Origin of the sequence: Martinezella rhizogenes (genome assembly GCF_007002745.1) — a bacterium.
Lineage (GTDB): Bacteria > Pseudomonadota > Alphaproteobacteria > Rhizobiales > Rhizobiaceae > Agrobacterium > Agrobacterium cucumeris.
In genome coordinates, this window is the sequence record NZ_SGNY01000004.1 from 236,765 (window position 1) to 259,999 (window position 23,235).

Genomic DNA, 23,235 nt, shown 5'->3' on the forward strand with positions numbered 1-23,235 from the left:
GGCTTGTTCCCTCAATCGTCTTCCAGCGTCAGCCGGAACTGCGCGGCCTCGAGATCCTTCGGCGGCTGCATGCCAAGATGTTTCCAGGCGGTTGCAGTCAAAATACGCCCGCGTGGCGTACGCTGGATGAAACCCTGCTGGATCATGTAGGGTTCGATAATGTCCTCAATGGCATCGCGTGGCTCCGAGAGGCCCGCGGCGATGGTTTCGATGCCGACCGGGCCGCCGCCGAAATTGACGGCAATCATGGTGAGATAACGCATATCCAGCTGGTCGAGGCCCATATTGTCGACCAGGAGCCGCGTCAAAGCCTCGTCGGCAATCTCGCGGGTAACGGCTTCGGCCCGCGCCACTTCAGCGAAATCGCGCACGCGGCGCAAAAGCCGACCGGCAATGCGCGGCGTGCCCCGCGCGCGCCTTGCGATTTCCCGCGCACCGCCATCGGTCATATTGAGCCCCATCAGCCGCGCCCCGCGCCGGACGATCAGTTCCAGCTCATCGACCGTGTAGAAGGCCAGCCGGACGGGAATGCCGAAACGGTCGCGAAGCGGTGTCGTCAGCAGGCCGAGGCGGGTCGTGGCGGCAACAAGGGTGAATTTGGAAAGGTCGATCTTCACCGAGCGCGCCGCCGGCCCCTCGCCGATGATGAGATCGAGCTGGAAATCCTCCATGGCGGGGTAGAGGATTTCTTCCACCGCTGGGTTGAGGCGGTGAATTTCGTCGATGAAGAGGACATCGCGCTCCTCGAGATTGGTGAGAAGTGCGGCAAGATCACCCGCCTTGGCAATGACCGGCCCTGACGTGGATTTGAAGTTGACGCCGAGCTCCTTGGCCATGATCTGCGCCAGCGTCGTCTTGCCGAGACCGGGAGGGCCGACGAACAGCACGTGATCGAGCGCCTCGCCCCGGTTCTTGGCGGCCTCGATAAACACCTTGAGATTGGCGCGGGCCTCTGCCTGGCCGGTAAAATCGTCCAGCGACTGCGGGCGTAGCGTGGTGTCGATATCCTCACCGCGCTTTTCCGGGGTAATCAGTCTCTCCGCATCGCTCATTCAGGGCATTCCATTGTTATAGCCGAATTCATCAGGTAACCGTCGCCGCTATATCATGAGTATCGCAACAAGGCGCTTCACGAAATTCAGGATAGGCCTGCGCTCCACGCCCGCCTGCCAAGCCAGTCTTACCGCGAAAGTTCCTTCAGCCCCAGCCGGATCAGCTTGGCGCTATCGCCGCCCTCACCGCCATTCTTCAGCGCGGCGGCAACCGCATTGGCGGCCTGATCACGGGAATAGCCGAGATTGGTGAGCGCGGAGACCGCATCGGCAACCGGCGCGGAGGCAACGCCTTCCCCAAGTTCCTGCTTGAGCCCGATGGACGCCGAAGCATCCCCAGCGAAAGCGGGCGCCTTGTTGCGAAGTTCCGTCACGAGGCGAACCGCCACTTTCGGCCCCACGCCGGGCGCACGCGAAATCATTACCTTGTCCTGAAGTGCTATGGCATTGGCGAGCTCGGAAGGCGACAGGGTGGACAAGACGGCCAGCGCCACTTTTGAGCCCACTCCCTGCACACTCTGCAGCAGGTTGAACCATTCCCGCTCCAGTGCGGAGAGGAATCCGAACAGCTTAAGCTGGTCCTCGCGCACATATGTCTCGATGAACAGCACCACCGCCTCTCCGACGGAGCCGATTTTCGACAGTGTCCGCGCCGAACAATAGGCGACGTAACAAACGCCATGCACATCCACCAGCACGTAATCCGCGCCGATTTCCTCGATGCTGCCCTTCAATTTTCCGATCATGATGCCGCCCGCTCAATGAGACCTATATTCAACCGGCCGCCAGGAGCCGCCGCATCCTGTCACCACCGCGATTATGGGCGTGGCAGATGGCGATGGCGAGCGCGTCCGCCGCATCGTTACCCTTGAATTCGGCCTTCGGCATCAGGATTTTCAGCATCATGTGAATTTGCTGCTTTTCGCCGTGCCCGACGCCGATAACCGCTTTCTTGACCGCATTCGGCGCATATTCGAAGACCGGCAATCCTGCCCGTGCCGGAACCAGCATGGCAATGCCGCGCGCCTGACCGAGTTTCAGCGTGGCCACCGCATCCTTGTTCACGAAGGTCTGCTCCACCGCCGCCTCATCGGGCTGATGGCTGTGCACGATGTCCGCCAGCCCGTCATGCAACTGGCAGAGCCGGGAGGCAAGGTCCATATCGCCGTCCGACGTTACCGTGCCGGAAGCGACAAACCGCAGGCTGTTGCCGAGGGTGTCAATCACACCCCAGCCGGTGCGCCGCAGTCCGGGGTCGATGCCGATGATTCGAATCGTCTTTTGCATGAGTTACCTTATCTTTCCGGTTGCGACCCTGCCAGCGATAAGTGAACAAAACGACAACATTGATCAAATTTGCAACACAGCATTTACCTCTGCTTAAACCGCGTACCGCATTGTTCCCCCACAAAACCAAAAAAAAGGGGAGCTGCGGACATGATGATCCGCAGCACAGTATTTTCGCCATATCAGCCGTCCGATGGCGCCATCCATGCATGGCGCGGGAACTGATCCGGCATTGGGGGCTGCTTCGGCCATGCTGAACCGTTTTCATTCCATATCCACCAAAGTGCTGGTGATTTTCCTGGCGCTGATGGCGGTATCCACCGGGGCTCTGACACTTCTCGGTTATCAAAGCAGCAGTGGCGTTCTCGAAGAACAGGCGTCGAAATCGATGGAGAGCATTCTCGTCTTCCGCGGCGACATGCTTCAGGAACGCCTTGAACAGCTGAAGACGCAGGCGGACTCCATCGCCAAGATCGAAGCGCTGCAAATGGCTGTTGTTTCCATGCGCAGCGGCTGGGCGACCGTACAGAAGAATTCCGGTGACGCAAAAGCGGAACTGCAGCGCGTCTTCGTCAAGGAAAATCCATTCGGCGAAAAGGAAAAGCTGATCAAGCCGGAAAACCCAAGCGGCTTTTATTATTCGACCCATGAAAAGACCCAGACGGATATCGGCGGATATCTGCAGGGAACGCCGTTCAGCGACGTCCTTTTCATCGATCCGGCCGGCACGGTCTATTACTCTTATCTGAAGGGAACGGCCTTTGCGGAAACCGTAACCGGCGGCGTCTGGACGGAAAGTGGTCTTGGCGCGGCATTTGCACGCGGTGCCGCGAATGCCGAGAAAGCCGTCAACGACATTGCGCAGACCAGTTTCTCCGGCCTGCGCATAGACACGGCAACAAAGGAGGCCGGCATTTATTTCGGCGTTCCGGTCGTCAAATTCGGTGCCTTCAAGGGCATCGTCCTCTTCCGTGTCAAGGAAGACGTGTTCAGCCAGATACTCGCAAAGGGCATCGCGGCCGGCAGTTCCGAACAATCGGCAATCATTTCGGCGGACGGCAAGGTTCTGGGCGTACAGGGCGAAAAGCTCATCGGTCTCGACCCGGCAATCTACGGGTTCCATGGACAGGCGCTGAACGCCGCCGGCATGACGATTGCCAAGATCGACCGCCCGGATGGCGAGGCCAATGCCTATGCCCGCCCCTTCTCCTTTGCAGGTGAAAAATATCTCGCCGTCGAAAGCATGTTGCGCAGCGAACTGAATGCGGGTTCCATCTCGATTGCCGGCACACTTGCCGTGATCGGCCTTTGCGTTCTGGCCGCCATGTGTGCGGCAACGGCCTTTTTCGCACGGCGCCTGTTCGCCCCGCTGGAAAAGCTCGCCGGTCTGACTGGCGAAGTGGCGGCAGGTCGTCTCGATACTGAGATCGGCAATCAGGACCGGAAGGACGAGATCGGCCGCATGGCGCGGGCGCTCGGCAGTTTCCGTGAAAAGCTTATTCTGCAGCGGGAGATGGAAGAGACCGCATCGCGCACCCGGGAGGAAGCCGAAACCGCCCGCCGCGCCCATCTTGCCGAGCGCGAAGCCGAAGCCGGAACCCTGCAGATGGTCGTGCAGTCTCTGGACGAAGGCTTGGACCGGCTGGCGAATGGCAATCTTGCTTATCGCATCGACACAGTATTCCCCGAGGATCTCGAAAGCCTGCGCCACAACTTCAATACGGCGCTTGCCCGGCTCAGCGAGACCATGCAGGCCATCGGCGGCAATTCCACCGCCGTTCGTGGCGGTTCCGAAGAAATGCGGGTGGGTGCCGACCAGCTGGCGGAACGCACCGAGCGGCAGGCGGCCTCCATTACCGAGACTGCAAGCGCCATCAAGGCCATCACCGAGGCCGTCCGCGATCAGATCGAACGTGCAGAACAGGCAACGCGTATCGCCCATGACGCGAGCACGGAGGCGACAGCATCCAGCCGCGTGATGGAGCAGACCATCGCCGCCATGGAGGCGATCCAGACCTCATCGCGCCAGATCAACCAGATCATTGGCGTCATCGATGAAATCGCTTTCCAGACCAACCTTCTTGCTTTGAATGCGGGTGTGGAAGCCGCCCGCGCTGGCGACGCCGGCAGGGGGTTTGCGGTTGTGGCGCAGGAAGTGCGTGAACTGGCGCAGCGTTCGGCCGCTGCCGCCAAGGAAATCTCCAGTCTGCTGAAACGCTCCACCGACGAGGTATCCGCAGGGGTTGTCTTAGTCGAAAAGGCGGGCGCGTCACTCACCGGCATCGGCAAGCATGTGCAGACCATCAGCTCCCGCATCGAGGAGATCATGGAATCGACCCGCGAGGAAGCGCAAACGCTTGCGGAAATCAATGGCACCGTCACCAGCCTCGACACCATGACGCAGCAAAATGCCGCCATGGTGGAGGAAACGACGGCCGCCATTCATAACCTCGCCTCCGAAGCGGGCGAGATGGACGGCAGGCTCGGACAATTTGTGCTGGCCACTGACGGGCAAGCAGCGGCACACGGCAAAACCCCTCAATTCCGGCGGACCGGCTGAATATGGGGGCCTCTTCGGAGGCCCCAATTTTTTTGAACCATCCATCAATTCTATGCGACTTCTATGGTAAATCGGGACACGCGCCTTACATCCGCAGCAAAGATTTGAATTTACGCAGGAGCGTCGGATGATCCCCTTTTCCATTCTCGACCTTTCGCCCATCGGCGAAGGCGAGAGCGTCAGCGCGGCGCTTGAAAATTCCCGCCGCATGGCAATCAAGGCCGAAGACCATGGCTATAACCGCATCTGGCTGGCGGAACACCATGGCATGCCGGGCATTGCCAGCGCCGCGACATCGCTCGTCATCGCCCATGTGGGGGCGGCCACGAAACATATCCGTGTCGGCTCCGGCGGTATCATGCTGCCCAACCATTCCCCTCTCGTCATTGCCGAGCAGTTCGGCACGCTAGCGGCGCTGCTGCCCGGCCGGGTCGATCTCGGTCTTGGCCGCGCGCCCGGAACCGACATGCGCACGGCACGGGCACTGCGCCGCAATCTCGATGCCGGTGCGGAAAACTTCCCGCAGGACATCATCGAGTTGCAGCGTTACCTCGGCCCGCCGCAGCAGGATCAGGCGATCCTTGCCGTGCCGGGCATGAATTCCAACGTGCCGCTCTGGCTGCTCGGCTCCAGCACCTATAGCGCGCATCTCGCCGCGGCACTTGGCCTGCCCTATTCCTTCGCATCGCATTTTGCCCCCGACATGCTGATGGAGGCGATCCATATCTATCGCGAGCGCTTCCAGCCCTCGGAGGTACTGGACAAGCCCTATGTGATGGTGGGTGTGATGGGTGTCGGCGCCGAGACGGATGAGGAGGCACAGCATCTCTTCACCTCATCACAGCAGCAATTCGTCAATCTGCGCCGCAATGTCCGCACCCCGTTCCCGAAGCCGGTGCACAGCATGGACGATTACTGGAACGAGATGGAACGCTTCTCGGTGGAACACACTTTGCGTTTCGCCGCAGTCGGCTCGCCGGAAACGATCGAGCGCCATCTCGGTGGTTTCCTTGCCGAAACGCAGGCAGACGAACTGATCGTATCGATGCCGATCCATGACATCGAAAAACGGCTGCGTTCCGTGGAAATTTTCGCCGATGTGCGGAGTTCCATCAGGAAGGCCGCCTGAATAAAAAAGCCCCGGAGCGATATCGCTGCCGGGGCTTTTCTTTAAGATCATGAAACGTCAGGCGGAAAGCTTGGCGAGAATTTCTTCGGAAACCTCGAAGTTGGAATAGACGCTCTGCACGTCGTCATCGTCTTCGAGATTGTCGATGAGCTTCATCAGCGACTGCGCCTTTTCTTCATCCACCGGCACCGTGTTCTGCGGCTTCCAGATGGCCTTGACGCTTTCGGCCTCGCCAAGCACGCCTTCCAACGCCTTGGAAACCTCGTTCATCGCTTCGAAACCGCAGATGATGGTGTGGCCGTCTTCGGAGGATTCGACATCGTCAGCGCCCGCTTCGATGGCCGCTTCCATGACCTTGTCGGCATCTCCCACTTCCGCCTTATAGGTAATTTCGCCAACGCGGTCGAAGGAGAAGGAGACCGAGCCGGTTTCACCGAGTGCGCCACCAGCCTTGGTGAAGATGGAGCGTACGTTGGAGGCAGTGCGGTTGCGGTTGTCGGTCAGAGCCTCGACGACGACGGCGACGCCACCCGGGCCGTAACCCTCGTAACGGACTTCATCGTAGTTTTCACTGTCAGCACCGGAAGCTTTCTTGATCGCGCGCTCGATATTGTCCTTCGGCATGGACTGGGCTTTGGCGTTCTGGATTGCCAGACGCAGGCGCGCGTTCATGTTCGGGTCGGGCATGCCCGCCTTTGCCGCAACGGTGATTTCACGCGCAAGCTTGGAAAACATTTTGGACCGTACGGAGTCCTGCTTGCCCTTGCGGTGCATGATGTTCTTGAACTGTGAATGACCAGCCATGGAAAACCTGATTGTCTTAATTTGGAGATTGCGGGCCTTATAAGTGCGATACGCCCGCCGTTCAACCCCGCAAGCGCTTTCTCTTCCGTGAACAATAGAAGGAACTGATTTATCCGCTTCTCGTTTTGATCATGAACGCGGCAGATGAGGCATGGATTTCTCTCCGTCGCAGCAAAACAGACCGGAAGGAGAAAACATATGGTCAGCCTGACTGAAGCAAGAGAAGCCCCTGCCCGCCAGCTCTGGGACGAGATCAATTCCGTCCATGCCGGCATGCTCGGTCTAGAGGGACTGCACAACCACATGCAGCCCATGGCGCCTCATGCTGACCCGAAAACCAACACCATCTGGTTTTTCTCCAAAAAAGACACCGATCTCGTAAAATCGCTGAAGTCGGGCTCGCGTGCGCATTTCTGCCTCGTCGGCAAGGACCATGATTATCACGCCTGCCTCTCCGGCATTCTGGAAGCGCGTGACGACAGGGCGAAGATCGACGAATACTGGAATTCCGTCACCGCCGCCTGGTTCGAACATGGCAAGGCCGACCCGCTGCTGACGATGCTGGCACTTCACGTCGATGATGCCGATATCTGGGCGTCAACCGACAGCACGCTGAAATTCGGCTGGGAAATCGCCAAGGCCAACATGTCGGATGACAAGACACCTGACGTCGGCGTCCGCCAGCACCTCACCTTTGCCTGATACCTTTGCCTGGGTTCTAGCTCCTGATTTTCCGGGCTCCCCCGGCCTTCCTCGCCCACCGCCTGCTACATGCCTTTCGGCACCAGTATCTGCGGTTGGCGGGGAAGGTTTCTCATTGAAACGCGGATCACCGGATCGGCGGCATAAGCAATCTGGAAACTTTCGCCGAACATCGTCAGAAACTGTTCGAGCGGCGGCCCGGTGCGGTGCATCGGCAGGATAAGCGCGGAGCGCAGGCGTTTCACCACCCGGCTCATGCTGTCGGCCCCCATGGTCAGGCCGCCATCCACCGGCACCATCAACACATCCAGACGGCCTATTTCGGCATAATGCGTGTCTGTCAATTCGTGATGCAGGTGGCCGAGATGGCCTATACACAGTCCTGCAATTTCGAAAATGAAGATGGAATTGCCGTTCTCCTGGAAGGATTCGTAGTCACCCCAGCGGTTGCGGATATCGGTCGCGACATTCCGGATATAGACATCTCCCACCAGAACCCTGTGTTCGGCCTTTTCTCCCGGCGTATCACTCCATCCATGCAGCACGTATTGAATCGCCGGATCCGGGTTTAGGGTGAAATGAGTCGAATGCGCCCTATTCATCGTCACCACCGTCGGGGTGACGGGCGGGCGATAGACGCCATTATAGTCGGTGGCAATCGTCACCCCACCGGGGCTTTCGATAAGATAGGTGGAATGGCCGATGAAGCTGATCTTCACCTCTTCCCGGGAAGCGGCCTGGGCAAGTTGAACGCCGGGTGGATTGAAACTGGCGAACATCACACCGGGAATATTGCGGGCAATCGCCTGGCACTGGCTGACGGGCGGGCGACTTTCCGTCTGGGCGAAGGCCGCTCCCGCGCAGGTGAGCAATCCCGTTATTGCAAGCATTAGCACACGCAGCATCATGCCACTCCCCTGAACTTGCGATGCGCAGAGGATGAGACAGGTTTTGCAAGCCGTCCAGTTGCAAGAGCGGCGAGAATGCTCACAATCTCGTCATTGTGAGCATTGCCGCCGAAGGAAGGTTAGGCCCAGAAAGACGGTAAGGTTTCGGCCAGCCGCGGTCCGATGCGCAGCGGCGCAATCTTCTCAGCCAGTCCGGTGCGGTCGGAAATCTCGACACCGACACCGCAGATGGTCGCAGGCCCGCTTGCCGCCTCGAAGCGCCCCTTCGGCATCTTGGAGATGAAGCGGTTGATCGGCTCTTCCTTCTCCATGCCGAGCGAGCTGTCATAATCACCGCACATGCCGGCATCCGACATATAGGCGGTGCCGCCATTGAGGATTTGCGCATCCGCCGTCGGAACATGCGTATGGGTGCCGACAACGAAGCTTGCGCGGCCGTCGACGAAATGACCAAAACACTGTTTTTCGCTGGTCGCCTCGGCATGAAAATCGAAAATGATGGCGTCGGCCTGCTCTTTCAGCGGGCAGGCGGCAAGAATAGCCTCGGCGGACTTGAAGGGATCATCAAGTTCCGGATGCATGAACACCCGCCCCATAATGTTGGCGACGAGGATACGAGCGCCGTTACGGGCGTAAAAAATGCCTGAGCCCTTGCCAGGCGTACCATCGGGATAATTGGCGGGCCGCAGGAACTGGTCGTGGCGCTCACAGAAGGAAACCGCCTCCTTCTGGTCCCAGACATGGTTGCCTGTCGTTACCACATCGGCGCCGGCATTGATGGTCTCGAGATAGATATCCTCGGTGATGCCGAAACCGCCGGCGGCGTTTTCACCGTTGACGATGACGAAATCGAGCTTCAGATCGGAAATCAGTCCCGGCAACCTGTCCCAGACCGCCGTGCGTCCGGTCTTGCCCACCATATCTCCGAGAAAAAGAAGTCTCATTCACCGCCCCGTTTTGCGTATGTTCTTTGGATTGCGTCCCTCTAGCGGGTAATCCGTGTTTTAAAAAGTGCTAAAGCGCCGTTTGCCCCTGATCGGGCGTCAACCGCCGTTCGGAAAACCAGCGCAGGCCGCTCTCCGTCAGAATTGCATCAAGCGGCACGTCATGCGGCTCCGCCGGCACCGACGGTACTTCCTGACAATCAAAGGCGACACCGATGAGAACGGGGCTCCGACCCTTGCCATGCAATCGTGCAATGGCGCGGTCATAGTGGCCCGCGCCATAACCGATACGCTGACCCTGCCCGTCGAAAACAGACAGCGGCACGAGCAGAATATCCGGATCGAGAACATCCGCATCGACCCCCGGTCCGGTCGTGCCGAAGCCGGTCTTCACCAGTGTGGTATCCGCGTCGAAGGCGCGGAAAACGATGGTTTCGCGGTCCAGTACCACGGGAAGCGCAAGGTGCCCGCCCCTTGCCCGCAGCGCCTCCATCAGCGGCCGGATATCGGCCTCGGAACGGATCGGCATGAAACCGGAAATGATCGCGCCCGGCACAAACGAGATGGCGGATGCGCCATGGGCGGTCAGCGCCTGGCTTTTTTCCTGCCGCTCGGCCTGCGTCAGCGCATCGCGCGCGGCAAGCCTTTCGCCGCGCAGTCTTGCTTTTTCGGCAATGTCGCCAGACATCAGGCGGCCCGGCTCACAAGCACCTTGTCGATACGATGGCCGTCGAGGTCGATGACTTCGAAACGCCAGCCGTTGCGGGTGATGTGCTCGCCCAGTTCCGGCAGACGACGGAACTCATCCAGCACAAGACCGGCAACGGTCTCGAACTCGGCGTCCTCGTCGATCTGGAACCCCATGCGGTAAGCGAATTCATCGGCCGGCATCCAGCCGGCGACGAGGAATGAACCGTCCTCGCGCTCGACCATTGCCGGCTCCTCGTCGTTATCTTCCTGGAACGCGCCGGTGATGGCCTCCAGAACGTCGCCGGAGCTGACGATACCTTCGAAATGGCCGTATTCGTCGTAGACCAGCACCATATGCACGGTCGAACGACGCAATGACTGGATGACATCCACCGCGCTCGTCAGATCCGAGACGACAGGAACTTCGCGCAGAAGCTCGCGCACATCGAGCTCCTTGCCGGAGGCCAGCGCATCAAAGGCGTCCTTGGCGAAAAGCACGCCGAGAATTTCATCGGAAGCGCCGTTGCGCACCGGCAGGCGCGAACGCTGGGTGCCGCGAAGCTGCTCGCGGATTTCTTCCGCGCTGTCTTCGATATCGACCACTTCCACGTCACGGCGCGGCGTCATCAGGCCACGCGCATTGCGGTCGGCAAGACGCATGACGCTGGTGATCATCGCCGATTCCTCGGTTTCGATCACGCCGGCGCTATGGGCCTCGGCAAGAACCGTGCGAATTTCGTCGTCGGTCACCGAGGCGTTGGACTCGCCGCTATGGCCGAGAAGGGCGAGGACGGCCTTGCCCGACTTGTCGAGCAGCCATACCAGCGGCGCGCCGACCCGCGACAGCATCACCATGGTTGGCGCGACGCGGGCGGCAACCTTTTCGGGATCGCGCAGCGCGATCTGCTTGGGCACCAGCTCGCCGACGATCAGCGACAGATAGGTAATGGCGACAACCACCGAACCGACACCGATCGCATCGGCGGCACGATCGGGAACGCCCTGCTCCAGAAGCCATGCAGTGAACCGGGCGCCGAGTGTGGCGCCGGAAAACGCACCGGACAGAACGCCGACCAGCGTGATGCCGATCTGCACCGTGGAAAGGAAGCGTCCGGGATTTTCGGAAAGGCCGAGCGCCATGGTGGCGCCTCTGCTGCCTTGCGCGGCAAGCACCTTGAGCCTCGCCGGTCTGGAGGAGACAACGGCAAGCTCGGACATGGCAAGCACACCGTTCAATACGGTGAGCAGGACCACGATCATAATTTCAGTAAACAAGTTTAGCTCTTTGGGCTGTTGAACGGCACGTCGCGGTTTTGGCCGCAGCGCCCTTTTTATAAAAGGGCATGACAGACATACCAATCCGGATAATAGGGAATTGTTCCGCCATTGCAATGACGGCACTATAAAAAAGCCGTTCCCGGCAGTAGTTAAAAATAACTGTCGACGATAAAATAATCAGGTGAAGAACCGGGGTTGACCCGAAACTTCAAGCGCGATCCACGGCGACCGATGGAGATTTACGATCCTGGGTGCCTACAAAAGTAGGTGGGCACCGTGTGTCCAGCCCCACGGGACTGGCCAGGGACAGCTCCCTTTGGATCGAGTATGGCCCCAGGGATTGTGGTTCCTGTCGGGAAGCGCAGAACGCATCCAAGATATAGGACGGATCGGGGAAAACCGCCAGAGGGGCGGTGTGAAATTTTGCCGCCTCAGAACTCCTCAGCCAATCAATGTGCCGCCGGCTTTGGCCGGGCCAGCAGTTTGTCGGTTATTCCGTTGAGGCGATCGGCCAGATCGCCGATGGCAAGCGCCACCATCTCGTCCGATTTCGCCCTGTGCTCGGCCATGCCGTCGCGGTTGCGGGAAAGGGAGGTGACTTCGCCTTCCAGCTTCTCGAGCTTGCGGTTGATTTCGGAAAGCTCGTCCATCACCATGATGCCGGCCATGACGGTGAGCCTGAGATCGCCGATTTCACCGAACTGGCTCTTGAGGTGCCCGACATAACGGTCAAAACGCGTGGCAAGGTCGGTCAGGTGATCTTCCTGCCCCGCCTCGCATGCCATGCGATAGGCCTTGCCGTCGATCATAACAGTGACTTGCGCCATGAAACCGCTCCTATCGATCCAGCACCGCGCGGATCGTTTCCATCGCCGTCACCAGACGGCGGGAAACCTCGCGGTTGACTTCTTCAAGACGGTTGGCGCGAAACTCGGCCTGGTCCAGCTCCTGCGCCAGCCTGGCGCGGTCGACATGGACCCGTTTGACCTCATTATCGATCTCGCCCGTCTCCCTTTGCCGCTCGATACGCATATCGATGGCATTTTCGAGATTTGTGATGGCAGCATTCAGCTCCGTCAGCGCAGATTGTACGGTCTTGTCAGCCGACATCGTTTTTTCCAACTCGCACGCCACCGGCCGAATCGTCCGGTTTCAGGCCTTTTCAACAATCACGAGGTTATTACCCGATTTACCATCCCGTCAATCAAACCAGTGCATTGAGACGTTTTGCTCTGTGGATGAACGAAGAGGCGGCAGCGCATATCGCATGGATTTTGTCAGGATGCCCGATTTTCTAAACGATTTTTTCTCCCTCAGCGAACCGCAAACGCCCGTGGATTTATTGACTTGCCGGCCTCACCTGCTATGGATCAACCCGCTTTTTGGATAGTTGCGTAAAACTATCTCCTTTCACCCGGAAACAGACGGAAAAGCCATGATTTCTCGCGACAAACACAACCGGATGGCAAATGCGATCCGATTTCTTGCCATGGATGCAGTGGAGAAGGCCAATTCCGGCCATCCCGGTCTGCCGATGGGCGCCGCTGATGTCGCCACCGTTCTCTTCACCCGTTACCTGAAATTCGATCCCAAGGCACCGCTCTGGGCGGATCGCGACCGCTTCGTGCTGTCGGCAGGTCATGGCTCGATGCTTCTTTACTCGCTGCTCTATCTGACGGGCTACGAGGACATGACGATCGACGAGATCAAGCGTTTCCGTCAGTTCGGTTCCAAGACCGCCGGCCATCCCGAATATGGCCATGCGACCGGCATCGAAACCACGACCGGTCCGCTCGGCCAGGGCATCGCGAACGCCGTCGGCATGGCGATTGCCGAACGCAAGCTGGAAGAGGAATTCGGCTCCGACCTGCAGAGCCACTTCACCTATGTCCTGTGCGGCGACGGCTGCCTCATGGAAGGCATCAGCCACGAAGCCATCGCACTTGCCGGCCACCTGAAGCTCAACAAGCTCGTTCTGTTCTGGGATGACAACAACATCACCATCGACGGCGAAGTCGGCCTCTCCGACAGCACCGACCAGATCGCCCGCTTCCAGGCCGTTCACTGGAACACCATCCGCGTTGATGGCCACGATCCGGACGCGATTGCCGCCGCCATCGAAGCCGCGCAGAAATCCGACCGCCCGACCTTCATCGCCTGCAAGACCGTCATCGGCTTCGGCGCACCCAACAAGCAGGGCACCCACAAGGTTCATGGCAACCCGCTCGGCGCCGAAGAAATCGCCGCCACCCGCAAGCATCTGAACTGGGAAGCGGAAGCCTTCGTCGTTCCGGAAGACGTGCTGGATGCATGGCGTCTTGCGGGCCTGCGCTCCACCAAGACCCGCCAGGACTGGGAAGCCCGCCTTGAAGCCGCTGAAGCCGGCAAGAAGGCCGAATTCAAGCGCCGCTTCGCCGGCGACCTGCCCGGCAATTTCGACAGCGCCATCGATGCCTTCAAGAAGAAGATCATCGAGAACAACCCGACCGTCGCGACGCGCAAAGCTTCGGAAGATTCGCTCGAAGTCATCAACGGCGTCCTGCCGGAAATGGTCGGCGGTTCGGCTGACCTGACGCCGTCCAACAACACCAAGACCAGCCAGATGAAGTCCATCACGCCGACGGATTTCTCCGGCCGTTATCTGCATTACGGCATCCGCGAGCACGGCATGGCGGCGGCGATGAACGGCATCGCGCTGCATGGCGGTCTCATCCCCTATGCCGGCGGCTTCCTGATCTTCTCGGATTATTGCCGTCCGTCGATCCGCCTTGCAGCGCTCATGGGCATCCGTGTCGTCCACGTTCTGACGCATGATTCCATCGGCGTCGGTGAAGACGGCCCGACCCACCAGCCGGTCGAGCAGATCGCAGCCCTTCGTGCCATTCCGAACCTGCTCGTCTTCCGCCCTGCGGATGAAACCGAAACGGCGGAATGCTGGCAGCTCGCGCTGGAACAGAAGCATCGTCCTTCCGCGCTGGCGCTTACCCGCCAGAACCTTGCCCCCTCGCGCAAGGAATATGAAGAGAAGAACCTGTCCGCTTACGGCGCTTACGAACTCGTTTCCGCCAGCGACGCCAAGGTTTCGATCTTCGCATCCGGTTCGGAAGTCGAAGTGGCGCTGAAGGCCGCCGCAACGCTGAAGGACAACGGTGTTTCCGTCCGTGTCGTTTCCGTTCCCTGCTTCGAGCTTTTCAAGGAACAGCCTGAAACCTATCGCAACGCCATCATCGGCAAGGCTCCGGTCAAGATCGCGGTCGAAGCCGCCATCCGCCAGGGCTGGGATTATTTCATCGGCTCCGACGGCGCTTTCGTTGGCATGCATTCCTTCGGTGCGTCCGCGCCGGCGAAGGATCTCTTCAAGCACTTCGGCATCACGGCGGAAGCCGTCGTCGCCGCAGTCGAGGCAAAACTTGCGTGAGGGCTTCCCAGGCCCTCACCATTCAGCAAAGACCACGCCCATTCTTGTTCGGGAGACTGTAAATGACTGTAAAAGTTGCCATTAACGGCTTCGGCCGCATCGGCCGCAACGTTCTGCGTGCCATCGTCGAATCCGGCCGCACCGATATCGAAGTCGTTGCCATTAACGACCTCGGCCCGGTGGAGACCAACGCTCACCTGCTGCGCTACGATTCGATCCACGGCAAGTTCCCGGCCGATGTGAAGGTCGAAGGCGACACGATCATCGTTGGCGGCGGCAAGCCGATCAAGGTGACGGCCGTTCGCGATCCGGCAACGCTGCCGCACAAGGAACTCGGCGTCGACATCGCGCTGGAATGCACGGGCATCTTCACCGCCCGCGACAAGGCTGCCGCTCACCTGACGGCCGGCGCAAAGCGCGTCATCGTTTCGGCTCCGGCTGACGGCGCAGACCTGACGGTCGTTTTCGGCGTCAACAACGACCAACTGACGAAGGACCATCTGGTCATTTCCAACGCGTCCTGCACCACCAACTGCCTCGTGCCGGTCGTGAAGGTTCTCGATGACGTCGTCGGCATCGATCATGGCTTCATGACCACGATCCACTCCTACACGGGCGACCAGCCGACGCTCGACACCATGCACAAGGATCTGTACCGCGCCCGCGCCGCAGCCCTGTCCATGATCCCGACCTCGACGGGCGCAGCCAAGGCCGTTGGCCTCGTTCTGCCGCACCTCAAGGGCAAGTTGGACGGCACGTCGATCCGCGTTCCGACCCCGAATGTTTCGGTCGTCGACTTCAAGTTCATCGCCAAGCGCGACACGACGGTTGAAGAAGTCAACGAAGCGATCAAGTCCGCTTCCAACGGCAAGCTGAAGGGCATTCTCGGCTACACCGAAGAGCCGCTGGTTTCCCGCGACTTCAACCATGACAGCCATTCGTCGATCTTCGCGATCGACCAGACCAAGGTCATGGAAGGCCGGTTCGTGCGCGTTCTGTCCTGGTACGACAATGAGTGGGGCTTCTCCAACCGCATGTCGGACACCGCCGTCGCCTTCGCGAAGACCATCTGAGCATAAATCGCTCCATCAAAAGACCGGCAGGAGCAATCCTGCCGGTTTTTGTTTGCCGAAAAAAAGCCGGCGGGATTGAGGGATCCCGCCGGCGCCGATCCTGAAGCAAGGCGGGGACGCTTCGGATCGAAAACGGTCGCCGGCCGAAAAACTGGCCGTTCCCCAATACGACGGATGAGACAATCGCATCCGTCATCTTTTATTGTTGATGATGACCGGGCCACGGTCGCCGGCATTGCTCCAGATCGTATCGAAAGTCTGCTGCCGCAGTTCGCTTTGCTGCATCGAAAGCTTCATCATGCGGTCTGCGAAATCACGCGAACCTTCAGGGTAACCAAATACCCGACAGCGTTCGCGTTGGGCGGCCATGTTTTCAGCTGTCTGCTCGGTGCTGGAGCAACCCGAAACAATCGAGCCTGCCGCCACTAATATAATGATGGATATTCGTTTCATCCGATCGCTCCGGTAATGATGAAAAGCAATTCGGAGGTGACAACTAGCGCGGCTGGATTATCGCTATGTTACGTGAAAACACGGCTGACGAATCTATTTCGGTAAACTGCCTGTCCATCCCAAGCAAAAGCTCCAGACGCAGAACAGGCGTTGCTTCAAGCGGCGCACCTTCGCTCGCTCGCCGAAAAAATTCCCATTTCCTGCCTTTGTCTGGTCCATTTTGAGACCGACAAGAAACACAGGGACAACGGTCGTGCGCAATGCACTTCGGCCCTGCCGTATCATTCGATACACCCCGCCTTGCGTCGCCTTTCAACGCCAACAACTCAAGCGCTGACAGACCGCAACCCGTGGCGCATTGGCTGCAGACGCGCAGAGCATTCATTGCGGCGGCCAACGCGGTTTGAATGAGGCGGTGGACGTGGAATCATTTTATCTTCTGTTGCTGGTGGCAACTGTTCTGGTTCTCGTCGCAGCCTTTTCCAGCCTCATCGCCTTCCGGTTCGGTGCGCCGCTGCTGCTGCTCTTTCTGATGATCGGCCTTGCCGCGGGCGTGGATGGCCTCGGCATCGAATTCACCAACAATCCGCTCGCCTATATGCTCGGCTCGCTTGTGCTTGCCGTCATCCTTTTCGATTCCGGTTTTGGCACGTCGATACAATCCTTCCGGCTTTCGGCAGCACCCGCCGTCGCGCTCGCCACAGTCGGCGTCATCCTCACATCCGTGTTTTTCGCCGGCGCGGCCGCCCTGCTGCTCGGCCTTTCCTGGCTGGAGGGATTGTTGCTCGGCGCAATCGTCGCCTCCACGGATGCAGCGGCCGTATTCTTCCTGCTGCGCATCGGTGGCATTCACATCCGCGATCAGGTGCGCTCAACGCTGGAAGTAGAGTCCGGCACCAACGATCCCATGGCCATATTTCTGACCGTCGCTCTGGTCGAAATCATTGCCAAGGGTCAGGGACTGGCAGGCATAGACAGCGGTTTCCTGCTGCTGTTCATCGAAGAAATGGGCCTTGGGGTGATTTTCGGCCTGCTCGGCGGCCTCATGATAGCTACCGTGGTCAATCGCTTCGCAGCAGACCGCGGGTTGGCACCAATCTTCGTGCTGGCGCTGGCGCTGCTGGTCTTTTCCTTCACCGGCGCAATCGGCGGCAGCGGATTTCTCGCCGTCTATGTGGCGGGCATCGTCGCCGGCAACCGCAGGATTTTCGCCAAGGAGACCATACGACGTTTCCATGAAGGGCTGACCTGGCTTGCCCAGATCATCATGTTCCTGATGCTCGGCCTTCTCGCCACGCCGTCGCAATTTCCGGCAATCGCCATCCCGGCCGTGCTGCTGGCACTTTTCCTGATCTTCGTCGCCCGCCCGCTCGCGGTGTGGCTCAGCCTCATGCCCTTCAGCTATACCCAGCAGGAAACATCCTTCGTGGCATGGGTCGGCCTGCGCGGCGCGGTTTCCATCCTGCTTGCCATCATGCCCATTCTTGGCGGGCTGGATGATGCGCAGATCTATTTCAACGCCGCCTTCATCATCGTTCTGGTATCGCTCCTGGTGCAGGGCTGGACAATCAAGCCGGTGGCAACAAGGCTCGGGCTGATCGTGCCGCCGCGCATGGGCGACGTCGACAAGCTGGAAGTCGACCTTCCCGGCACCGCCAATCACGAACTGATCTCCTACCGCGTCGCCAACGGCAGCGCCATCATGCAGGGCGAGCGCATTCCACGCTGGGCGATGCCTTCGCTGGTGGTGCGCGATGGCAAGTCTATCCGCTACCAATATGCCGGCCGGCTGCGGGAAAACGACCTCGTCTATCTTTTCATTGCGCCCGGTTATTCGCGGCTGATCGACCGGCTGTTCGCCAGCGCCCTGCCGGTTGCCGATGACGATGCCGATTTCTTCGGCACCTTCCTTATCTCCCCCGCCCGACCGGCCAAGGAGCTGGACGCGGCCTATGGTCCTGGCCTTATTTCTCAGGCCGAACAGGCGATGAGCATTGCCGAATTGATCGAGGCGCGCCTTTCCGGAAAAGCTGATTATGCCGACCGCGTCCGCCTCGGCTCGATTGTCCTCATCGTCCGGACGCTGGACGAACATGAGGCCATCACCGGCATCGGTATCTCACTGGAACCAGTCGAACCGGCCACCAGCCTGCCGATCTTCATCAGCTTCGGCGAGATCATTCGCCGGGTGCGCGACCATCTGGCGCAACGGCGTCAATCGCGCTCCGGCAACGCTATCGAAGACACTGCCGCACCTTCGAACGCCGTGAGAGAAAATGAAGGCTAACCGGCTTGCGTCGGCAATCAGGCATAGTATGGTCCGTGCCGAACTCGCAACAAATCAGGATCGACCCATGCCCGCTTTCAAGACCATCGACGACCTTAACGACATTGCCGGAAAGCGCGTCCTCGTCCGCGTTGATCTCAACGTGCCGGTTGCGGATGGCAAAGTAACGGACGCGACCCGTATCGAGCGGGTTGCACCGACCATTCTGGAACTGTCCGGCAAGGGCGCGAAAGTCATCCTGCTTGCCCATTTCGGCCGGCCGAAGGGCGAACCGGTGGCCGACATGTCGCTGTCGCAGATCGTCCCCACCGTCGAGGAAGTGCTGGATCACGCCGTTTCCTTCGCGACCGATTGCATTGGCGCGCCGGCAGCGGACGCGGTCGCGAAGATGAACGATGGCGATATCCTGCTTCTGGAAAACACCCGCTTCCACAAGGGCGAAGAAAAGAACGATCCGGCATTCGTCGAGGCACTGGCCGCCAATGGCGATATCTATGTGAATGACGCCTTCTCCGCCGCTCACCGCGCCCATGCCTCCACCGAGGGCCTAGCGCGCCACCTGCCCGCCTATGCCGGCCGCACGATGCAGGCCGAGCTTGAGGCGCTGGAAAAGGGCCTTGGCCAGCCGGTCCGTCCGGTGGTCGCCATCGTCGGCGGCGCCAAGGTGTCGAGCAAGATCGATCTCCTGATGAACCTCGTCAAGAAGGTCGATGCGCTCGTCATCGGCGGTGGCATGGCCAACACCTTCCTTGCCGCCCGCGGTGCGCAGGTTGGCAAATCGCTGTGCGAACACGATCTGGCGGAAACCGCAAAACAGATCATGATCGAGGCAGCGACATCCGGCTGTGCGATCGTCCTGCCGGAAGATGGCGTGGTGGCCCGCGAGTTCAAGGCCGGTGCGGCCAATGAAACGGTCGATATCAACGCCATCCCCGCTGACGCCATGGTTCTCGATGTCGGGCCAAAATCGGTTGAAAGCATCAAGGCCTGGATTTCCCGCGCGGAAACACTCGTCTGGAATGGCCCGCTCGGCGCCTTTGAAATCGAGCCTTTCGATGCGGCGACCGTTGCAGCGGCAAAACACGCCGCCGAATGCACGAAATCGGGCAAACTCGTTTCCGTCGCCGGCGGCGGCGATACGGTCGCGGCGCTCAACCATGCCGGTGTTTCCGACGATTTCACCTATATCTCGACGGCAGGCGGCGCCTTCCTTGAATGGATGGAAGGCAAGGAATTGCCGGGCGTTGCCATCCTGACCGCTGCCAAGTAAACTCATTTCACTTGCCTGACACGAGGCCGGACAAGCCCTGCTTGCCCGGCCTTGTTTTTTGGTAAGTGCACATGGGAGGAAAAGTTTCAAACGATTGAAATCATTTCAATCGTTTCAATGAGTTAGCGTGCCATTTCCCTGCCCTGGAACTTCTGTTATCGGGAATTTATTGTGCCTTGGGAGAATAGCAAATGACCGAACGTCTCGAAGACATTGCAATCAAAATGGTCGCCGACGGCAAGGGCCTGCTCGCCGCCGACGAATCCACAGGAACGATCAAAAAGCGTTTCGACAGCATTAATCTGGAGTCCACCGAGACCGCCCGCCGCGACTATCGCGAGATGCTGTTCCGCTCCGACGACGCCATGAAGAAATACATCTCCGGCGTCATCCTTTACGAAGAAACCCTGTTCCAGAAGGCTGCCGATGGCACGCCTTTTGTTGACATCATCAAGGCCGCCGGCAGCCTGCCGGGCATCAAGGTGGATATCGGTGCAAAGCCGATGGCTTACCACCCGCATGAATTCATCACCGAAGGCCTCGACGGTCTTTACGAGCGTCTGCGCAAGTACCACGAGGCCGGCGCCCGTTTCGCCAAGTGGCGTGGCGTCATCACCATCGGTGAGCAGCGTCCGAGCTGGGGTTCGATCAAGGCTAACTCCCAGTCGCTCGCCCGTTACGCCGCTCTCTGCCAGCAGGCGGATATCGTGCCGATCGTGGAGCCTGAAGTGCTGATGGACGGCGAACCCGGCACGCACGACATCGATCGCTGTGCGGAAGTCACGCAATGGGTCCTCCAGACCGTGTTCGCGGATCTGTTCGACGCCCGCGTCAACCTTGAAGGCATGATCCTCAAGCCGAACATGATCATCGACGGCAAGAAGGCCCGCAAGGCTTCGGTCGAGGAAGTAGCGGAAAAGACCGTAAAGGTTCTGAAGGCCACCGTGCCCTCCGCCGTTCCGGGCATCGCCTTCCTTTCCGGCGGCCAGTCCTCCGAAGAAGCGACCGCGCATCTCTCCGCCATGAATTCCGGTTACGACCTGCCCTGGTCGCTGACCTATTCGTATGGCCGCGCGCTCCAGGACACCGCACTCAAGACATGGGGCGGCAAGCAGGAGAATGTTGCTGCCGGCCAGCGCGCCTTCACGCACCGCGCCGCCATGAACAGCCTTGCCGCCAAGGGCAACTGGAAGCTGGAACTCGAAAAGGCCGCATAAGGCGCTTCGACAGGCAGTCAAAACAATCAAAGCCGCCCCCGATGGGCGGCTTTTTCTTTACGGGCGCAGCAGAAGCGTCGCCGACCAGATGACAAAGGCGGCCACCGCTATCTTCCAGCAATCGCCTCTTTTCTTAAGGCCCGGCAGACCCAAAGGCCGGATGATCTGGACCACCATCGCCAGCAGTAAAAAAAGCCCGATCGCCTTTGTCATTTATTGAGCCTTTTCTTTATTTCTGCATCGTCACAGGCTGGACATTTTTACCGTTCACCAGAAGAGTGCAACTCATTCGGGTAATCCCGTTCTATGGCCTGTCCGACCGTCCGTCCGAACGCATGAGAGTGTCTTCATGAGCAGAAATCTTCTACCCGTATTCGCTCTTTTATCCAGCACTCTGTTTCTTTTTCTCGGGAACGGCCTTCAGGGCCTCGTGCTGCCGGTTCGCGGTTCGGCGGAAGGTTACTCCAATGAAATCCTGGGCTTTCTCGGCACCTCCTGGGCGGCCGGCTTCGTCATCGGCTGTTTCGTGGCGCCCGCCATCGTTCGCCGTGCAGGCCATGTGAGGGCCTTCGGCTCCTTCGTCGCGCTGATCTGCCTGACGGTGCTGATGACCGGCCTGATCGTCGATGATGTCTGGTGGATTGCCCTGCGCGCACTTACCGGCTTCTGCACCGCCGGCACCTCGATGATCATCGAAAGCTGGCTGAACGAACGCGCCACCAATGAGAGCCGCGGCATGATCTTTTCGCTCTATATCGCCATTACGCTGCTCGGCGTCGTGGCGGGGCAGATGATCGTGCCGATGGGCGACATCAGCAATACCTCGCTGTTCATGATCTGCGGCATCATCTATTGCATCGCCATTCTGCCGGCCACGCTTTCCAAGGCGGCGAGCCCCCAACCCTTGCAGAAGGTCAGTCTGGATTTACCGGCGCTCTACCGCAATTCACCGGTTTCTTTCGTCGGCATTCTGATGATCGGCATCGCCAACGGCGCTTATGGTACACTTGGCGCTGTCTTCGGCGCACGCGCCGGTCTTGACCCGACCATGATCGCCATCATGGTCTCCGTCACCATTTTCGTCGGCGCCCTGGCGCAGTTTCCGGCGGGTCGCCTCTCTGACCGGATAGATCGCCGTTACGTACTGGCCGGGTTGGCCGGGCTCGGCGCGGTCGCGGGCCTTGCCGTCGCGGCGGTGCAACCCCATGATGTCTATGTACTGATTGCCATGATCGCCGTTTATGGTGCCGCTGCCAACGCGCTCTATCCCATTGCCGTCGCGCACGCCAACGACTATGCCGCCTCGGAAGACTTCGTGAAGGTCTCCGGCGGGTTGTTGCTGCTTTACGGCATCGGCACCATTATCGGCCCGACACTCGGCGGCGCGGTCATGACCTATTCCGGTCCCTATGCCCTGTTTCTGGTCACGGCCGTGGCCCACGTGCTGATCACAGCATATGCCATCATCAGAAGCCGTCAGCGCGCCGCCCTTTCAACCGACGAGAAAGACAATTTCTCGACGATGATGCCAACCACACCTTCACCGCTTGTTACGCCGGAAAGTATTGCGCTTGACCCGCGCGCGCCGCAATATTCCGAAGACGATGGCGACTATGTGGAAAAAGGAGCAGGCATATGAGCCTCTTTGACGATGACCGCCCGCAAAAACCCGTGGCGCATGAGATCGGCAGCGATCTCAGCCTTCTTTCAGTCGATGAGCTGAGTAGCCGTATCGATCTTCTGCAGGCCGAAATCACCCGGCTGGAGGAGGAGAGGACCCGAAAATCCGCCGGCCGACTGGCGGCGGAAAACCTCTTCCGATCCTGACAGAAATTAAAGAAAAACCCGCAGTCAATGCCCTTCGGCGGCAAGCTGCAGCGTTGATGGTAAACGGGAATGAATATTCTGGCGCAGTCTTTCGTTTACCATTAACCAAAAATTAAGCTTTCTGAGAGATTACTATACATGTCCAGTTCTTCTGGACCTCAGGCATCTTCTCCATACGGCGAATTGGTCTGATTTTTCTCCCTGTTTTACCTTGAGAGCCGCTTTCGCGGCTCTTTTTTTACCGCGCACCGGTTTCGGTAAAACTGTGGGTATTAACCCTTCTTTAATAATTGCCTTGCGCATTTCGGGTAAAGATACCATCCTGAAAACACTAAA

The 23,235-nt window shown here is 59.3% G+C and carries 22 protein-coding genes and 1 other RNA gene; 10 read left to right on the forward strand and 13 right to left on the reverse strand.

Annotation, left to right across the window (positions count from 1 at the left end; genetic code table 11):
• Positions 1-11 precede the first annotated feature (11 nt).
• The 3 genes from ruvB to ruvC all read right to left on the reverse strand — a co-directional run bounded on the left by ruvB (position 12) and on the right by ruvC (position 2,339).
• A complete protein-coding gene (gene ruvB, locus EXN68_RS14325) occupies positions 12-1,052 on the reverse strand; it encodes a Holliday junction branch migration DNA helicase RuvB (protein WP_065117401.1) in 1,041 nt (346 codons plus the stop codon).
• A 128-nt stretch (positions 1,053-1,180) separates the two neighbouring features.
• The gene (gene ruvA, locus EXN68_RS14330) at positions 1,181-1,798 is read right to left on the reverse strand and encodes a Holliday junction branch migration protein RuvA (protein WP_046799902.1); all 618 of its coding nucleotides are present in this window, start codon (positions 1,796-1,798) and stop codon (positions 1,181-1,183) included.
• Positions 1,799-1,826: 28 nt separating this feature from the next.
• Positions 1,827-2,339: a crossover junction endodeoxyribonuclease RuvC gene (ruvC, locus tag EXN68_RS14335; RefSeq protein WP_003523217.1), complete on the reverse strand. Its 513-nt coding sequence runs from the start codon at positions 2,337-2,339 to the stop codon at positions 1,827-1,829.
• A gap of 250 nt (positions 2,340-2,589) precedes the next feature.
• Here ruvC and EXN68_RS14340 point away from each other — a divergent pair, with 250 nt between their 5' ends.
• Entirely contained in the window at positions 2,590-4,899 is a 2,310-nt protein-coding gene (locus EXN68_RS14340) for a methyl-accepting chemotaxis protein (protein WP_142841535.1), read from the forward strand.
• 127 nt (positions 4,900-5,026) lie between these two features.
• A complete protein-coding gene (locus EXN68_RS14345; protein ID WP_142841536.1) occupies positions 5,027-6,028 on the forward strand; it encodes an LLM class flavin-dependent oxidoreductase in 1,002 nt (333 codons plus the stop codon).
• Positions 6,029-6,085: 57 nt separating this feature from the next.
• Here EXN68_RS14345 and EXN68_RS14350 read toward each other — a convergent pair whose 3' ends face one another.
• The gene (locus EXN68_RS14350) at positions 6,086-6,832 is read right to left on the reverse strand and encodes a YebC/PmpR family DNA-binding transcriptional regulator (RefSeq protein WP_003497595.1); all 747 of its coding nucleotides are present in this window, start codon (positions 6,830-6,832) and stop codon (positions 6,086-6,088) included.
• Positions 6,833-7,030: 198 nt separating this feature from the next.
• Between EXN68_RS14350 and EXN68_RS14355 the strand changes: the two genes are divergently transcribed.
• Positions 7,031-7,534, forward strand: coding sequence for a pyridoxamine 5'-phosphate oxidase family protein (locus EXN68_RS14355; protein WP_142841537.1), 504 nt, complete (start codon positions 7,031-7,033; stop codon positions 7,532-7,534).
• A gap of 65 nt (positions 7,535-7,599) precedes the next feature.
• Here the strand turns inward: EXN68_RS14355 and EXN68_RS14360 are convergent, their stop codons facing one another.
• The 7 genes from EXN68_RS14360 to EXN68_RS14395 all read right to left on the reverse strand — a co-directional run bounded on the left by EXN68_RS14360 (position 7,600) and on the right by EXN68_RS14395 (position 12,464).
• Positions 7,600-8,442: an MBL fold metallo-hydrolase gene (locus tag EXN68_RS14360; protein ID WP_142841538.1), complete on the reverse strand. Its 843-nt coding sequence runs from the start codon at positions 8,440-8,442 to the stop codon at positions 7,600-7,602.
• 119 nt (positions 8,443-8,561) lie between these two features.
• Positions 8,562-9,386: a TIGR00282 family metallophosphoesterase gene (locus tag EXN68_RS14365; RefSeq protein WP_142841539.1), complete on the reverse strand. Its 825-nt coding sequence runs from the start codon at positions 9,384-9,386 to the stop codon at positions 8,562-8,564.
• Between the two features lie 70 nt (positions 9,387-9,456).
• Positions 9,457-10,074: a 5-formyltetrahydrofolate cyclo-ligase gene (locus tag EXN68_RS14370; protein ID WP_142841540.1), complete on the reverse strand. Its 618-nt coding sequence runs from the start codon at positions 10,072-10,074 to the stop codon at positions 9,457-9,459.
• Entirely contained in the window at positions 10,074-11,336 is a 1,263-nt protein-coding gene (locus tag EXN68_RS14375; RefSeq protein WP_046799910.1) for a hemolysin family protein, read from the reverse strand. The genes EXN68_RS14370 and EXN68_RS14375 overlap by 1 nt, the downstream gene beginning before the upstream one ends.
• 230 nt (positions 11,337-11,566) lie before the next feature.
• Positions 11,567-11,725, reverse strand: a non-coding RNA gene (ssrS, locus tag EXN68_RS14385) — 6S RNA.
• A 78-nt stretch (positions 11,726-11,803) separates the two neighbouring features.
• Positions 11,804-12,181 (reverse strand): cell division protein ZapA, encoded by a 378-nt coding sequence (locus EXN68_RS14390; protein ID WP_142841541.1) that lies wholly within the window; start codon positions 12,179-12,181, stop codon positions 11,804-11,806.
• A 10-nt stretch (positions 12,182-12,191) separates the two neighbouring features.
• Positions 12,192-12,464 (reverse strand): DUF4164 domain-containing protein, encoded by a 273-nt coding sequence (locus tag EXN68_RS14395; protein ID WP_142841542.1) that lies wholly within the window; start codon positions 12,462-12,464, stop codon positions 12,192-12,194.
• A 325-nt stretch (positions 12,465-12,789) separates the two neighbouring features.
• Between EXN68_RS14395 and tkt the strand changes: the two genes are divergently transcribed.
• Both tkt and gap read left to right on the forward strand, forming a co-directional pair.
• Complete coding sequence (gene tkt / locus EXN68_RS14400) at positions 12,790-14,772, forward strand: transketolase (protein WP_142841543.1); 1,983 nt, start codon at positions 12,790-12,792, stop codon at positions 14,770-14,772.
• A gap of 62 nt (positions 14,773-14,834) precedes the next feature.
• Positions 14,835-15,845: a type I glyceraldehyde-3-phosphate dehydrogenase gene (gap, locus tag EXN68_RS14405; RefSeq protein ID WP_142841544.1), complete on the forward strand. Its 1,011-nt coding sequence runs from the start codon at positions 14,835-14,837 to the stop codon at positions 15,843-15,845.
• Between the two features lie 192 nt (positions 15,846-16,037).
• Here the strand turns inward: gap and EXN68_RS14410 are convergent, their stop codons facing one another.
• Positions 16,038-16,298, reverse strand: coding sequence for a hypothetical protein (locus EXN68_RS14410; protein WP_142841545.1), 261 nt, complete (start codon positions 16,296-16,298; stop codon positions 16,038-16,040).
• 421 nt (positions 16,299-16,719) lie between these two features.
• Here EXN68_RS14410 and EXN68_RS14420 point away from each other — a divergent pair, with 421 nt between their 5' ends.
• From EXN68_RS14420 to EXN68_RS14430, 3 genes are all read left to right on the forward strand, one after another.
• Positions 16,720-18,585 carry a potassium/proton antiporter gene (locus tag EXN68_RS14420; protein WP_142841547.1) on the forward strand — a complete coding sequence of 622 codons (1,866 nt, stop codon included), beginning with the start codon at positions 16,720-16,722 and terminating at the stop codon, positions 18,583-18,585.
• A gap of 67 nt (positions 18,586-18,652) precedes the next feature.
• Positions 18,653-19,855: a phosphoglycerate kinase gene (locus EXN68_RS14425; RefSeq protein WP_142841548.1), complete on the forward strand. Its 1,203-nt coding sequence runs from the start codon at positions 18,653-18,655 to the stop codon at positions 19,853-19,855.
• A gap of 191 nt (positions 19,856-20,046) precedes the next feature.
• Entirely contained in the window at positions 20,047-21,072 is a 1,026-nt protein-coding gene (locus EXN68_RS14430) for a class I fructose-bisphosphate aldolase (RefSeq protein WP_142841549.1), read from the forward strand.
• Positions 21,073-21,129: 57 nt separating this feature from the next.
• Here the strand turns inward: EXN68_RS14430 and EXN68_RS27660 are convergent, their stop codons facing one another.
• Positions 21,130-21,285 carry a hypothetical protein gene (locus tag EXN68_RS27660; protein WP_003497629.1) on the reverse strand — a complete coding sequence of 52 codons (156 nt, stop codon included), beginning with the start codon at positions 21,283-21,285 and terminating at the stop codon, positions 21,130-21,132.
• Positions 21,286-21,421: 136 nt separating this feature from the next.
• Between EXN68_RS27660 and EXN68_RS14435 the strand changes: the two genes are divergently transcribed.
• Both EXN68_RS14435 and EXN68_RS14440 read left to right on the forward strand, forming a co-directional pair.
• The gene (locus tag EXN68_RS14435) at positions 21,422-22,711 is read left to right on the forward strand and encodes an MFS transporter (protein WP_142841550.1); all 1,290 of its coding nucleotides are present in this window, start codon (positions 21,422-21,424) and stop codon (positions 22,709-22,711) included.
• The gene (locus EXN68_RS14440) at positions 22,708-22,899 is read left to right on the forward strand and encodes a DUF1192 domain-containing protein (protein ID WP_142841551.1); all 192 of its coding nucleotides are present in this window, start codon (positions 22,708-22,710) and stop codon (positions 22,897-22,899) included. The genes EXN68_RS14435 and EXN68_RS14440 overlap by 4 nt, the downstream gene beginning before the upstream one ends.
• The last annotated feature ends 336 nt before the right edge of the window (positions 22,900-23,235 follow it).

Coding starts and splice junctions, on each gene's coding strand:
- ruvB (WP_065117401.1), bottom strand. CDS start 1,052: ATGAGCGATGCGGAGAGACTGATTACCCCGGAAAAGCGCGGTGAGGAT.
- ruvA (WP_046799902.1), bottom strand. CDS start 1,798: ATGATCGGAAAATTGAAGGGCAGCATCGAGGAAATCGGCGCGGATTAC.
- ruvC (WP_003523217.1), bottom strand. CDS start 2,339: ATGCAAAAGACGATTCGAATCATCGGCATCGACCCCGGACTGCGGCGC.
- EXN68_RS14340 (WP_142841535.1), top strand. CDS start 2,590: ATGCTGAACCGTTTTCATTCCATATCCACCAAAGTGCTGGTGATTTTC.
- EXN68_RS14345 (WP_142841536.1), top strand. CDS start 5,027: ATGATCCCCTTTTCCATTCTCGACCTTTCGCCCATCGGCGAAGGCGAG.
- EXN68_RS14350 (WP_003497595.1), bottom strand. CDS start 6,832: ATGGCTGGTCATTCACAGTTCAAGAACATCATGCACCGCAAGGGCAAG.
- EXN68_RS14355 (WP_142841537.1), top strand. CDS start 7,031: ATGGTCAGCCTGACTGAAGCAAGAGAAGCCCCTGCCCGCCAGCTCTGG.
- EXN68_RS14360 (WP_142841538.1), bottom strand. CDS start 8,442: ATGATGCTGCGTGTGCTAATGCTTGCAATAACGGGATTGCTCACCTGC.
- EXN68_RS14365 (WP_142841539.1), bottom strand. CDS start 9,386: ATGAGACTTCTTTTTCTCGGAGATATGGTGGGCAAGACCGGACGCACG.
- EXN68_RS14370 (WP_142841540.1), bottom strand. CDS start 10,074: ATGTCTGGCGACATTGCCGAAAAAGCAAGACTGCGCGGCGAAAGGCTT.
- EXN68_RS14375 (WP_046799910.1), bottom strand. CDS start 11,336: ATGATCGTGGTCCTGCTCACCGTATTGAACGGTGTGCTTGCCATGTCC.
- EXN68_RS14390 (WP_142841541.1), bottom strand. CDS start 12,181: ATGGCGCAAGTCACTGTTATGATCGACGGCAAGGCCTATCGCATGGCA.
- EXN68_RS14395 (WP_142841542.1), bottom strand. CDS start 12,464: ATGTCGGCTGACAAGACCGTACAATCTGCGCTGACGGAGCTGAATGCT.
- tkt (WP_142841543.1), top strand. CDS start 12,790: ATGATTTCTCGCGACAAACACAACCGGATGGCAAATGCGATCCGATTT.
- gap (WP_142841544.1), top strand. CDS start 14,835: ATGACTGTAAAAGTTGCCATTAACGGCTTCGGCCGCATCGGCCGCAAC.
- EXN68_RS14410 (WP_142841545.1), bottom strand. CDS start 16,298: ATGAAACGAATATCCATCATTATATTAGTGGCGGCAGGCTCGATTGTT.
- EXN68_RS14425 (WP_142841548.1), top strand. CDS start 18,653: ATGCCCGCTTTCAAGACCATCGACGACCTTAACGACATTGCCGGAAAG.
- EXN68_RS14430 (WP_142841549.1), top strand. CDS start 20,047: ATGACCGAACGTCTCGAAGACATTGCAATCAAAATGGTCGCCGACGGC.
- EXN68_RS27660 (WP_003497629.1), bottom strand. CDS start 21,285: ATGACAAAGGCGATCGGGCTTTTTTTACTGCTGGCGATGGTGGTCCAG.
- EXN68_RS14435 (WP_142841550.1), top strand. CDS start 21,422: ATGAGCAGAAATCTTCTACCCGTATTCGCTCTTTTATCCAGCACTCTG.
- EXN68_RS14440 (WP_142841551.1), top strand. CDS start 22,708: ATGAGCCTCTTTGACGATGACCGCCCGCAAAAACCCGTGGCGCATGAG.